Annotated in this window: 14 protein-coding genes; 5 read left to right on the top strand and 9 right to left on the bottom strand. The window is 68.2% G+C overall.

Annotated features, from left to right (window positions below):
- Positions 1-40: 40 nt before the first annotated feature.
- Entirely contained in the window at positions 41-352 is a 312-nt protein-coding gene (locus ACLARN_RS22615) for a DUF1330 domain-containing protein (protein ID WP_409493434.1), read from the top strand.
- Here the strand turns inward: ACLARN_RS22615 and ACLARN_RS22610 are convergent.
- Positions 349-918, bottom strand: a complete 570-nt coding sequence (locus tag ACLARN_RS22610) for a hypothetical protein (protein WP_409493433.1) — start codon at positions 916-918, stop codon at positions 349-351. The two genes, ACLARN_RS22615 and ACLARN_RS22610, sit on opposite strands and share 4 nt — an antisense overlap.
- 189 nt (positions 919-1,107) lie before the next feature.
- On the opposite strand from ACLARN_RS22610, the gene ACLARN_RS22605 reads away from it, so the two are divergent.
- Genes ACLARN_RS22605 through ACLARN_RS22595 form a run of 3 tightly spaced genes read left to right on the top strand, consistent with a single transcriptional unit; the run spans position 1,108 to position 5,122 of the window.
- The gene (locus ACLARN_RS22605; RefSeq protein ID WP_409493499.1) at positions 1,108-2,916 is read left to right on the top strand and encodes an NHL domain-containing thioredoxin family protein; all 1,809 of its coding nucleotides are present in this window, start codon (positions 1,108-1,110) and stop codon (positions 2,914-2,916) included.
- A gap of 40 nt (positions 2,917-2,956) precedes the next feature.
- Positions 2,957-3,250, top strand: coding sequence for a GroES family chaperonin (locus ACLARN_RS22600; protein WP_409493498.1), 294 nt, complete (start codon positions 2,957-2,959; stop codon positions 3,248-3,250).
- A 27-nt stretch (positions 3,251-3,277) separates the two neighbouring features.
- Positions 3,278-5,122 (top strand): VanW family protein, encoded by a 1,845-nt coding sequence (locus ACLARN_RS22595; protein WP_409493432.1) that lies wholly within the window; start codon positions 3,278-3,280, stop codon positions 5,120-5,122.
- Positions 5,123-5,125: 3 nt separating this feature from the next.
- On the opposite strand, the gene ACLARN_RS22590 is transcribed toward ACLARN_RS22595, so the two are convergent.
- Positions 5,126-5,593 carry a MarR family winged helix-turn-helix transcriptional regulator gene (locus ACLARN_RS22590; RefSeq protein WP_409493431.1) on the bottom strand — a complete coding sequence of 156 codons (468 nt, stop codon included), beginning with the start codon at positions 5,591-5,593 and terminating at the stop codon, positions 5,126-5,128.
- A gap of 80 nt (positions 5,594-5,673) precedes the next feature.
- Here ACLARN_RS22590 and ACLARN_RS22585 point away from each other — a divergent pair, with 80 nt between their 5' ends.
- On the top strand, positions 5,674-6,138 hold the full coding sequence (locus tag ACLARN_RS22585; RefSeq protein ID WP_409493430.1) for an ester cyclase: 465 nt from the start codon (positions 5,674-5,676) through the stop codon (positions 6,136-6,138).
- 3 nt (positions 6,139-6,141) lie between these two features.
- Here ACLARN_RS22585 and ACLARN_RS22580 read toward each other — a convergent pair whose 3' ends face one another.
- The 7 genes from ACLARN_RS22580 to ACLARN_RS22550 all read right to left on the bottom strand — a co-directional run bounded on the left by ACLARN_RS22580 (position 6,142) and on the right by ACLARN_RS22550 (position 12,161).
- A complete protein-coding gene (locus ACLARN_RS22580) occupies positions 6,142-6,858 on the bottom strand; it encodes a leucine-rich repeat domain-containing protein (protein WP_409493429.1) in 717 nt (238 codons plus the stop codon).
- Positions 6,859-6,879: 21 nt separating this feature from the next.
- Positions 6,880-7,176: a GlsB/YeaQ/YmgE family stress response membrane protein gene (locus tag ACLARN_RS22575; protein WP_409493428.1), complete on the bottom strand. Its 297-nt coding sequence runs from the start codon at positions 7,174-7,176 to the stop codon at positions 6,880-6,882.
- Between the two features lie 74 nt (positions 7,177-7,250).
- On the bottom strand, positions 7,251-7,526 hold the full coding sequence (locus ACLARN_RS22570) for a GlsB/YeaQ/YmgE family stress response membrane protein (RefSeq protein ID WP_409493427.1): 276 nt from the start codon (positions 7,524-7,526) through the stop codon (positions 7,251-7,253).
- Between the two features lie 127 nt (positions 7,527-7,653).
- Positions 7,654-9,498 (bottom strand): acyl-CoA dehydrogenase, encoded by a 1,845-nt coding sequence (locus ACLARN_RS22565; RefSeq protein ID WP_409493426.1) that lies wholly within the window; start codon positions 9,496-9,498, stop codon positions 7,654-7,656.
- Between the two features lie 138 nt (positions 9,499-9,636).
- Positions 9,637-10,437 (bottom strand): response regulator transcription factor, encoded by an 801-nt coding sequence (locus ACLARN_RS22560; RefSeq protein ID WP_409493425.1) that lies wholly within the window; start codon positions 10,435-10,437, stop codon positions 9,637-9,639.
- Positions 10,438-10,717: 280 nt separating this feature from the next.
- Positions 10,718-11,269 (bottom strand): G/U mismatch-specific DNA glycosylase, encoded by a 552-nt coding sequence (mug, locus tag ACLARN_RS22555; protein ID WP_409493424.1) that lies wholly within the window; start codon positions 11,267-11,269, stop codon positions 10,718-10,720.
- 244 nt (positions 11,270-11,513) lie between these two features.
- A complete protein-coding gene (locus ACLARN_RS22550) occupies positions 11,514-12,161 on the bottom strand; it encodes a VanZ family protein (RefSeq protein WP_409493423.1) in 648 nt (215 codons plus the stop codon).
- Positions 12,162-12,250 lie beyond the last annotated feature (89 nt).

The following is a 12,250-nucleotide window of genomic DNA, read 5'->3' as shown; positions in this document are numbered from 1 at the left end:
ACACAGTGTGTCATTACTACACACTGTGTCCGGAGGTCGCATGCCCGCATACGTCGTCGTCGATGTCGGAGTGGTCGAAGAGGAGGCGGGCTGGGCTTATGCCCCCGTTGCCCAGCGGTCGATCCTCGATCACGGAGGCCGCTACCTGGTCGCGGGCCCCACGCCTGAACCGGTGGAAGGCACTTGGGACTCGCAGCGCCTCGTGGTCATCGAGTTCCCCGACATGGATCGGGTCCGGCAGTGGTACGACTCCCCCGAGTACCGGCGCGCCCGGCGGATACGGGAGGGCAAAGCCCAACTGCGGATGTTGTTCGTCGAGGGCGCGCCGCCCGAGGGCTTCACGCCACGCTAGTCCACGAACCGCGACCAGAACTCGACGTGCCGAGGCCCGCCCGGCGGCGGCGGGCCCAGCGGCTGGTCGCAGAAGTCGTGTTGCAGATATCCCCGCAGGTCATAGCCGTAGTAAACGATGTCGGTCTGGTACACCGACAACACCGGATACCCCGTGCTCCCGGCTATCCCCGGCAGATACCGATGCCCGCAGACAGGGACGAGCTGCGGAACATTCGCCAGCCGCGAGCGCGCCCGCGAAAGGGCGTCGGCGAGGTCGATCGGGCGCATTCCCCAGTCCGGCAGCCAGAAACCGGTGTGCTCGATGTCGTAGAGCACCCCGTCGACCGGCCAGTCCAGCCGTTTGCGCAACTGTTCGGGGTTGCCGCAGCGCCAGTCCGGCCAGCGGTCGCCGATCGGCACCCCGGCGGAGAGGAAGGTCCGGTGATCGGCGGCGAACCGGAAGCCGAAGCGTGCTTCGACGTCGTCGAGCTCGGCCTCGCTCAACCCGGGACGCACGGGTTCGGCCAAGCTCGCCTGGAGGTCATGTGCCTCCTCTAGGGTGAAGGCGGGCTCAACTGTGGACATGTGTTCGAGCCTAAATCGCGCGACGCGGAGACGCCTTCTCTTTTAACGCGGCCTCGACGCCACCCCTCATCACCCACATGAGGCTCCTCCCCTGGGGTGAGCTCGGCCTCTCAACGCCTGGAGCTCGGAACAGAGCGGCTCCGCGTGTAGTTCACTCATGGCGTGACTTCCCCACGAACGCAGTCCCGTGTGCGGGCGCCCGAGCTGGCAGGCGACGTCTGGCTCAACACCGGCGGCGAGCGGATCACCCTCGCCGGGCTGCGCGGCCGTGTCGTCCTGCTGGACTTCTGGACCAGCGGCTGCGTCAACTGCCTGCACGTGCTGGACGAGCTGCGCCCGCTGGAGGCCGAGTTCGCCGACGTCCTGGTGACCATCGGCGTGCATTCGCCCAAGTTCCTGCACGAGGGTGAGGCGGCCGCGATCGAGGCGGCGGTCCGGCGCTACGAGGTGCACCATCCGGTGCTCAACGACCCGCGGATGACCACCTGGTCGCAGTACGCGGTCAAGGCGTGGCCGACGCTGGTCGTCGTCGACCCCGAGGGCTACGTCGTGCACGTCGCCGCCGGTGAAGGGCACGCCGAGGCGCTGCGCCGGGTGATCGCCGACCTCGTCGCGACCCACGAGGCCAAGGGCACGCTGCGCCGCGGCGGCAGCCCGTACGTCCCGGCCGAGGAGGAGCGCGCCGAGCTGCGCTTCCCGAGCAAGGCCGTCACCACGGCCGAGGGCCGGATCCTGGTCGCGGACACCGGCAACCACTCCATCGTCGAGTTCGCGTCCGACGGCGAGACGATCATCCGCCGCTTCGGCAGCGGCGCCCGCGGCGCGCAGGACGGGCCGTTCGACCTGGCGACCTTCACCGAACCGTCCGGGATCACACTGTTGCCGTACGAGGTCGCGGAGCGCGCCGGCTATCACGCCGTCGTCGCCGACACGGCCGGTCACCGGTTGCGCGGGATCGACCTGATCACCGGCGAGGTCAGCACGGTCGCCGGCACCGGCCGCCAATGGCGCGACGGCGTCGACACCGGCAAGGCGCTCGACGTCGACCTCACCAGTCCCTGGGACGTCGCCTGGTGGGGCCCCGCGGGCGGGGTCGTGGTCGCCATGGCGGGCAACCACACGTTGAGCGTGTTCGAGCCGGTCTCGGGCAGCATCCGCCGCTTCGCCGGTACAACCGTCGAGGGCCTGCGAGACGGCGACGTCCACGAAGCGTTCTTCGCGCAGACGTCCGGTCTCACGCCCGACGGGCAGAGGCTGTGGCTCGCGGACCCCGAGACGTCGGCGTTGCGCTGGATCCAGCCCGAGGGCGAGACGTTCACCGTGCACACCGCGGTCGGCGTCGACCTGTTCTCCTTCGGCCACGTCGACGGGCCCGCGGATCAGGCGCTTCTCCAGCATCCGCTCGGCCTCGCCGTGCTGCCCGGCGACACCATCGCGATCGCCGACACCTACAACGGCGCCATCCGCCGCTACGACCCGCTCACCCGCCGGGTGACCACGCTCGCGACCGGTCTCGCGGAGCCGTCCGGGCTGCTGGTGCACGACGGCGAACTGCTCGTCGTCGAGTCGGCGGGGAACCGGATCGGGCCGGTGCCGCTCGGCGAGACGGCCGTGGCCGGGGACGCGCACGCGGTCCGCCGCCCGCCGACCGTGCTGGCGCCGGGTGAGCTGGAGTTCTCCGTCGTCTTCGCCCCGCCGCCCGGCGAGAAGCTCGACGATCGCTACGGCCCCTCGACGCGACTGGAGATCAGCGCGTCGCCGCCGGAACTGCTTGCCGACGGCGCGGGAGTGGGCACGGACCTGTTCCGCAAGCTCCGCTTCGCCGAGGGAGTCACCGAAGGCGTCTTGCAGGTCGTCGCGCAGGCTGCGAGCTGTGACGACGGTGGCGAGCACCCCGCTTGCCGTATCACCCGGCAGGACTGGGGGGTGCCCGTCCGGTTCGAAAACGGTGGAGAAAGCACGCTGAGCCTGGTCATGGCCGGGGATCCGGGTAAGTAGAGTCGTACTCGTGTCAGACGGGCCGAAACTCGAGATTCAGATGTTGCAGGACAGGGTGCTCGTGAAGCTGTCCCCCGAGGAGGGTGAGCGCCGGAGTTCCGGCGGCATCGTCATTCCCGCCACCGCGCAGGTCGCGCGGCGGCTCGCGTGGGGTGATGTACTGGGCGTGGGCAACAGTGTGCGGAACGTCAAGACCGGCGACCGCGTGCTGTTCAACCCGGACGACCAGAACGAGGTCGAGATCCAGGGCGAGGGGCACCTGGTGATGCGGGAGCGGGACATCCACGCCGTGGCGACCGAACGGTCCGAACACGGCACGGGGTTGTACCTGTAACTCCGGTCGCGGGAGGGGTGGTGAGAGTTGGCGCGCGATGAGCACGACGAACCGGGCACCGGCCTGTTCACCGACGATCTCCTTCCCGCAGCGACCGACGACGACCTTGTGGACGAGCTGTTCGAGGGCGACCGGGTGGTGCATCCGCCGCCGACGCCCGCGTCGAAGTTCCGCAAGGGCCTCGGCAAGACCTTGATGCTCGCCGGCGTGCTCATAGGCCTGTTCGTGCTCGCGTACGCGGTGGACCTGATCGTCAGCGCCGGGGACGTCCCGCGCGGCGTCACCGTCGCGGGGATCGACGTCGGCGGCCTCACGCACAAGGAAGCCGAGTCGAAGCTTCGCCGCGAGCTGGAGCCGAGGCTGATCGAGCCGGTGCGGGTCCGCGCCGGCGACGTCCGCACGGTGCTGTACCCCACGTCGTCCGGTCTCGGCCTGGACTGGCCGCAGACGCTGGGCCGCGCCGGTCACCAGCCGCTGAGCCCGTACACGCGGGTCATGTCGTTCTTCAGTAGCCGTGAGGTCGGTGTCGTCACCTGGACCGACGCGCCGAAGCTCGAAAAGGCCGTCTCCGACCTCGCAGCCGCGAAGCTGAACCGCCCGCCGGTCGAAGGCGACATCACCTTCAAGCCCGTCGCGGGCAGTGACGGCGGGGTCCTCCCGGTCGCGGTGGAGCCGCGCGCCGGTCAGACGCTCACCGACGTCAAGGAGTCGGTCACCGCGGTCACCGATGGCTGGCTGAGCGACGGCGGTGTCGAGCTGAAGGTGAACGTCGCACCGGTGAAGGCGACTTCGCCGGGGGTGCACGCGGCGCTGGGCAAGATCGTCATGCCGGCGGTGGCGAAGCCGCTCCTGATCCGCGGCGAGGGCAAGGACGCGACGCTGAAACCGGACGCGATCGCGGGCTCCTTCCAGTTCGCCGCGCGCGACGACGGCAACCTCGAAGTCCGCATCGACCAGGGCAAACTGCGGGCGGCCGCGCAGCCACAGCTCAAGCCGACCGAGACCGACGGGGCGGACGCGCAGATCGTCTTCGTCGGCGACCGGCCGGCGGTCCAGCCGTCGAAGGACGCGCGGAAGGTCAACTGGGACCTCACGTTCTCCGCGCTGACCTCGGTGCTCGCGAAGAGCGAAGACCGGGAGCTGAAAGCGGTCTACGACGCCAGCAGTCCGGCCGTCAGCACCGACGCGGCGAACGTCCTCGGCATCAAAGAGGTCATCGGCGAGTTCACCACGTCGGGTTTGAATGGGCCCGCGATGACCAACGTGCAGGCGCTGGCCACCCGCGTTTCCGGCACCATCGTGAAGCCGAACGAGACCTTCAGCCTCGGCGCCCGGTCGGGAGCGCGGACGGCGGACGCGGGCTACGTGCCCGCACCGGTGAGCGAGGACGGCACCGGCCCGGTCGTGGTCGGCGGCGGCGTCTCGCAGCTCGCGACGACGCTCTACAACGCCGCGTACCTGGCGGGACTGGCCGACGGCGGGCATCTGGAGCACGACCACTATCTCGACCGCTACCCGGTCGCGCGGGACGTGAAGGCGATCAACAACGACGGTTCGCCGGTCGAGATGCAGATCGTCAACGACGCCCCGACCGGTATCGCGATCCAGGTCATCCCCGCCGGCGGTTCGGTGACCGTGCGGATCTGGGGCACGAAACGCTTTTCGGTCCAGAGCGTCGGCGGCGAACGGCACTCCTACGTCGCCCAGCCGGTGCAGGTCGGCTCGGGCCCTGGCTGCGTGACGGATCCCGGTGCCGCCGGGTTCAGCACCTCGGACACCCGCGTGCTCGTCGACGTCGTCACCGGCACGGAGGTCCGCCGGGAAACCCGCAACGCGACCTATTCGCCGCGGACCACGATCATCTGCGCCTGAGCGTCACTGTTCCGTCAGCCGCGCGGCCTGCTCGGTACCGACTTCGGTGGTCCGCCGCAGGTACCGCTCGATCACCGTGAGTTCGTCGACGCTGAAGTCCGCGAGAACATCCGAGAACGCGTTGCCGGGCTCCTCCCACGCCTCGTCGGTCTCGGCTCCGCGCCGGGTCGCCAGTGAGACGAGGGCCTTCCGACGATCCAGCGGATCCGGCGTCCGGGTGATGAACCCCGCCTTCTCCAGCCGGTCCACGAGACGGGTCGCGGATCCGGAGGAGAGTCCGATCAACTTCGCGATCTCGCCGGTGGAAAGCGGCTCCGCCTCGAGTTCGAGCAGGCCGAGGCATTGCAGATCGGTCGGATGCAGACCGAGCCGGTTGGCGAGAGCCTGGTTGAACAGGGTGTAGGCGACGTAATGCCGCCGCGCGGCCACGGTGACGGCCGTCAGCAGTTCCGCGTGCTTCTCGTTTGACACGGGCAGACATCCATTCCTAAAGTATCTGCGTGACGCAGAGACTGCGTCGCGCAGATACCTCTCTCTTCAGGAGTTCATTCATGAACACTTTGCCCGACGTCGACCTTCGCGAGCTGTATGCCCGCTGGTCCGAGCTGTGGCGCGGCGATTTCCGGCACGCCGAGGACGTCCTCGACCCCGGCTTCGTCGTGCATCAGGCGCGTCCCGACGGCACCGATTCGGAGGCGACGACCGGCCCCGCACGACTGCTTCCCGAAATCGAGCAGACCAGGGCGGCGTTCGACGACATCGACGTCAGCGTGGATCTCGGTCCCCTCGTCGACGGCGACCTGGTCTCCGCGAGGTGGACCATGCGTGCCACGTACGCGGGCGGCCTCCCCGGCGCCACCGCGCCGGTGGGCACCGAGATCGCGTTCAGTGGCCACGACATCCTGCGTGCCGCCGGCGGGAAATTCGTCGAGTACTGGACCTGCACCGACATCTTGGACGGGCTCACCCAGCTCGGCGCGATCGCCGGCCCGAACGGGCCCGCCAGGGCCGAATAGGGTTCACCGCAGCACCATGCAGCCGCGCGCCTCGAAGTCCGTGAGCCACGACGGCTCGCGGAATTCCTTGTTCCACCGCAGATCCAGTTTGTCCAATTTGGACAACCGGGCGACGGAAGCCGGCAGCGTGGTGAGCCGGTTCTCGCGCAGGTCCAGCTGGCGCAGCTCGCTCAGCTCACCGACGGAATCCGGCAACGACGTCAGCCGATTCCTTCGCAGATGTAGTTCGCGCAACGGGGAAAGTGTCCCCAGTGACTCCGGCAGCGCGGTCAACCCGTTGCCGTACAAGCGAAGTTCGCGCAGGGAGGTCAGCCCGGAGAGGTCATCCGGCAAGGTGGAGATGCGATTGTCCGTACACCCCAGGTATTTCAGCCGTCCGAGCGAGCACAGCGCGGCGGGGAACTCGGTCAGCCGGTTGTCGCTCAGATAGAGGTACTCCGTCAGCCCGGCGAGCTCGCCGATCTCGTCCGGCAGTGCCGAAAGCTCGTTGTGCCCCAGGTCGAGGGTGTGCAGGTTTCGCAGGGCGCCGATCGACGGCGAGACGGAGGTCAGCCGGTTGGTGGCCAGATTCAGCACCCGCAGCCCGGAAAGCGACCACAGCTCCTCGGGAACCGAGGTCAGCCGGTTGTCGTACAGGTCCAGGTACTCGAGCGAGGCAGGGAGGGGGACGTCGGTCAGGGAAGTCAGCCCCTGGCCACTGAGTTCGAGTCGAGTGGTCACAGGGGCCGACCGTAGCCCCGGTCAGGTCACGGCGCGGTGCCCGCCGCCCTTGACCTTCGCGTAGATGGCGGCCGCGGCGATGACGCCGATGACGGCCGCGCCGACCTGGAAGGCGTGCCGGATCCAGTCGATGCCCGCGGTGTCGCGGACGCCGAACACGCCTGCCAGCCAGTTGCCGATGAAAGCGGCGATGATGCCGACCACGATCGTCAGCCACATCGGGATCTTCTGATCGCCGGACGCCAGCATCCGGCCGATGACGCCGAGGATCAGGCCGACCACGATCGTGGTGATGATGCCCCAAAGGCCACCCAACATGGTTCCTCCTTCGCTGGAGAATCGAGTTGGGCCCACCGTGACACCAAAAGCGCCTCGTCGCGCCTCAAGACCCCTTACCGGGTGACACCCCGCCGTCCGTAGAGGTTCGCGGCCAGCGCGACTCCGAGGCCGGCGACCACGATCTGGGTGATGATTTCGAGCCAGTCGAAGCCGTCCGTGTCGGCGTAGCCGAGGCCGCGGGCGATCCAGGTGCCGATGAAGGCGGCGGCGATACCGACGAGGATCGTCAGCCAGATCGGGATGGACTGCTTGCCGGGGGCGAAGAACCTGCCGAGCAGCCCGAGGACGAGGCCGACCACGATCGCGGTGATGATGCCGGTGACAGGCATGAAAAGACTCCTTTGCCGAGGTCTCCGCCGAGGGGCGGACTCAGCACGGAAATTCCCCCGGGAAACCCCCTCGAAACCAGAAAAGCCCCCTCCGCTCGGGAGGGGGCTTTCCGGTGTTCCGAATGGCCTAGAACGCGGCTTCGGAGATCTCCATGAGGGCGTTGTCCGCGGCCTCGACGATCGCCCGGCGCGACGTCAGCTCCGGCAGCACGCTCTTCGCGAAGAACGACGCCACGGCGATCTTGCCCTCGTAGAACGGGGTGTCCTTCGCCGACGCGCCCGCGTCGAGCTTGCCGATGGCGACCTCGGCGTGCTTGATGAGCTGCCAGCCGATGAGCAGGTCGCCGACCGACATCAGCAGGCGGACCGTGTGCTGGCCGACCTTGTTGATGTTCTGCGGGTCTTCCTGTGACGAGGTCAGGTAGCCGATCAGCGAGCCGAGCATGCCCTGGGTGTCTTCGAGCGCCTGCTTGAGCAGACCGCGCTCGTTCTTGAGGCGCCCGTTGCCGATCTCCGACTCGATGGTCTTCGTGATCTCCCCGGCGAGGTGGGCCAGCGAAGCGCCCTTGTCGCGGACGATCTTGCGGAAGAAGAAGTCCAGCGACTGGATGGCCGTGGTGCCTTCGTACAGCGAGTCGATCTTCGCGTCACGGATGTACTGCTCGATCGGGTAGTCCTGAAGGAAGCCCGAACCACCGAGGGTTTGCAGCGACTGCACGAGCTGCTCGGTCGCACGCTCCGAACCGACGCCCTTGACGATCGGCAGCAGCAGGTCGTTGACGCCGTGCGCCACCTTCTGCGACGCCTCGTCGCCCTCGCCGGTCCACACCTGGTCCTGGAACGACGCCGTGTAGAGGTACACCGCGCGCAGGCCCTCGGCGTACGCCTTCTGCAGCATCAGCGAGCGGCGGACGTCCGGGTGGTGGGTGATCGTGACGCGCGGTGCCGCCTTGTTCAGCATGTTCGGCAGGTCGGCGCCCTGGACGCGCTCCTTGGCGTACTCGAGCGCGTTGAGGTAACCGGTCGACAGCGTCGCGATGGCCTTGGTGCCGACCATCATGCGGGCGTATTCGATGACCTGGAACATCTGCGCGATGCCGTCGTGCACCTCGCCCAGCAGCCAGCCCTTGGCAGGGGTGCCGTGCTGGCCGAAGGTCAGCTCGCAGGTGGTGGAGGCCTTGATGCCCATCTTGTGCTCGACTCCTGTGACGAAGGCGCCGTTGCGCTCGCCCAGCTCACCGGTCTCGCCGTCGAAGTGGAACTTCGGCACGAGGAACAGCGACAGGCCCTTGGTGCCGGCCCTGGTCTCGATGCCGGGACCCTCGGGACGGGCCAGTACCAGGTGCATGATGTTCTCGACCATGTCGTTCTCGGCCGAGGTGATGAACCGCTTCACGCCGTCGATGTGCCAGGAGCCGTCCTCCTGCTTGACGGCCTTGGCGCGGCCCGCGCCGACGTCGGAACCGGCGTCGGGCTCGGTGAGCACCATCGTCGCGCCCCAGCCGCGGTCGATCATGACCTGCGCCCAGCGCTTCTGCTCTTCGGTGCCGTTCTTGTCGACGATCCCGGCGAAGCTCGGGCCCGCCATGTACATGAACAGCGGCGCGTTGGCGCCGAGGATCAGCTCGGCGGCGGCCCACTGCACGGTCGGGGGCAGGCCGAAGCCGCCCAGTTCGTTCGGCAGGCCCAGCCGCCACCATTCGCCGTCCATCAGCGCCTGGTAGCTCTTCTTGAACGACTCGGGGATCTTCACCGAGAAGGTCTTCGGGTCGTACACCGGCGGGTTGCGGTCCGCGTCGGCGTACGAATCGGCGAGGGGACCGGAAGCGAGCTTGTTCAGCTCGGTCAGCACGCCGCGGGCGGTCTCCTCGTCGGATTCCGCGAGGACGCCCTTGCCGAGGCGGTCCTGCACGCCGAGGACCTCGAAGAGGTTGAACTCCAGGTCTCGGACGTTGCTCTTGTAGTGGCCCATTTCGTCACTCCAATGTGTTCGGCTCCCCGGCCGGGCACACGTCCCCTACTCGCCGGTAACTTCAGGATATTACCTGTGGGTAACCGGCGGCAAGTGAATGGCCACTGTTGTGATGTGTAAATCAGCAATACGGGGGGCTCAGCGGGGTGACGGCGCGATCGAAGGCGCCGGAGCGGCGTCCGGCGGGCTGTGCGCGTCGTCGGGGTTCGTCACCAGGATGCCCGACCGGAACGCGATGGTGACCGCGTGTGTCCGGTCGCGGGCGGAAAGCTTGCGCAGGATGCTCTTGACGTGGGTCCGCACGGTTTCCACGGACAGGAACAGGATCTTCGCGATCCCGGAGTTCTCCAGTCCCTCGGCGACCAGTTGCAGAACCTGGTACTCCCGCCGGGACAGCGGCATCAGGCCGCGCGCGGTCGCGGGCTTGGGCGGTTCGCCCGCCTTCGGGAGCACGGGCTGGCGCTTCGGCCGCGCCGTCAGCGCCGCCAGCGTCGGGTCGATGTAGCGGCGGTCGCTGTGCGCGCGCCGGATCGCCTCGGTCAGATGCCGCCCGTCGGTCGCCCGCGGCACGATCGCGTGCACGCCGGCCGCGATCGCCGCGGCGAGGTACTGCTGCGTGCGGTTGGTGTCCCTGACCAGCGTGATGATGACCAGCGCCGGGTCGCCGCCGCTGAGCAGCCTGGACAGGTGACAGTTCGGATCGAGCGCCGAATCCAGCACGATGACGTCCGGTTTGAGCTGCTCGCACAGCTGGAGCGCGGCGTGATGGCTGCCCGCGTGCCCGAGCCAGTGCAACCCCGGCGTGCGGTGGACCAGCGAACTCAGGCCCTCGCAGAAGATCGGGATCGGATCGACGGCGGCCACGCCGAGGCCCCGGCCGCCTGGTGACAGTCCGCCAGGCCTCCCGGCCTGCGCTCGGTTCGGTTCGATGCTTCGCATCACGGACCCCTCCGTTTTCCTGCCGTCATTCCCGGACGAGAGGACCTGAAGTCCATTCGGTGGCCACCGCCCCCCGGCGTGGTCACCCTCGTCAACCGGTCCCCCCTGCGGGACCGGACGGAAATAACACCTCGTAACTATTACGAGTCAGTAGGTCGGAGGACGTGACGCGGTATCCCCCTCATAGATGTATCGCGTCGTCGCGGCAAACTCTGCGTATCCCCTGGTGGTGGATCCTTTGCTCGAATGAGCGCGTCGAGGGGAGTTCTTGACACGTTCACTACTCAGAGTGGATTTCGGTCCGGAGGCGGCCGAACTCGTCCCCGAGCGCCGAGGGCGTCCAATGCGCGTTCAACCCACTCGGATTCGGCAGTACCCAGACCCGCGCGCCGCCGATCTCGCCGTCCTGCGGGCCGACCTTCGCCTTCGGCAGGCCGAACGCGGTCCGGAAGGCCGTGATCCCGACCACGGCGAGCCAGCGTGGCCGGTATTCGGCGACCCTCGCCGTGAGAAGACGCCCGCCTTCGAGGAATTCGTCCTTCGTCAGTTCGTCGGCCCGCGCCGTCGTCCGCGCGACGACGTTCGTGATGCCGAGCCCGTAGCCGAGGAGTTCGTCCTGCTCGCTGGGATCGAGCAGACGCGGGGTGAAGCCGCCGCGATGCAGGGCAGGCCAGAACCGGTTCCCGGGCCTGGCGAAGTGCAGGCCGAGGGCACCGGAGTAGAGGCCGGGGTTGATCCCGCAGAACAGCACGTCGAGATCCGGCGCGATGACGTCGTCGATGGTCTTGCCGTACGCGGCGGCCAGCTCGTCCTTGGTCGGTCGTGTCCTCACCCGGCCAGTCTCCCTGTCGCCCCCGCGTGACCCGGAACACGATCAGTCGTCGCAAGGGGTGGCCAACTCACCACGACATGCGTACTGTTTGTGATCTCGCACACAAGGCCGTATTCGAGGAGGCGTTTTGCAGCTCTCGCTCATCCTCGGCCTCGTCGCGTTGATCTTCGTGGTGGCCACCGTGCTGGTGGTCGCGGAAGACCGAAGGGCCGCGCGGCGCGCGGCCCAGCGACGGCAGGCGAGACTAGCGAGCCTGGGCGAGGTCGATCCGCTCGCGGCGCACAGGCTGCATCTCGACCATTGACGGAACGGGCTTCCGCACGAGGCTGAGCAGCAGGGCTCCGGCGATCCAGCCGAGCATCGCGCCACCGGTGTTGTTGAGCAGGTCGTCGACGTCGAAGATCCGGTAGACGTAGGGCGCGGTGCCGAAGTTCGCGGTCAGCTGCGTGAACTCGATCAGCAGCGAAGCGGCGAGACCGATCAGCGTCGTGCCGATGAGGCCGCGCTTCCAGAGCGTCCTGGCGAAGAAACCGAGCGGGACGAACAGCAGCACGTTCATGGTGGCCTGCTGGAAGGTCTGGGTGGTGAACCAGTCGGCCATCGGGAGTCCGTGCTTGAACAGTTCGGTGTGGATGTCGGTGATCCACTGGAACGGGTTCAGCTGCACGGTCTGGCTCAGCCGGTTGACGCCGGGGCCGGGCAGCGGCAGGAAGGTCACCGCGAGCGTCATGGTGCCGTAGAGCAGTACGGCGGCCATGGTCAGGACGGGACGAAGGCGCACCTGGCCGTGCCGCGCGTGCAGGAGGATCAGCTGCGGGATCAGCACCGTCGCCCAAAGCGCGAAGAAGCCGATCAAGCCGTACTGCAAAGCGGTGACCTGTGCGTTCGTCATGACACCGACGTTATGGATCAAGGGGGCCCGCCACTTCGGTCGAAGGGCCGCGGCGGACGGGGCCGGATCGGCCGACTGGCCGACCCCGA

The sequence above is a fragment of the Amycolatopsis sp. cmx-11-12 genome, from assembly GCF_046269425.1.
GTDB lineage: Bacteria > Actinomycetota > Actinomycetes > Mycobacteriales > Pseudonocardiaceae > Amycolatopsis.
This window is presented reverse-complemented; position numbering and strand designations above follow the sequence as displayed.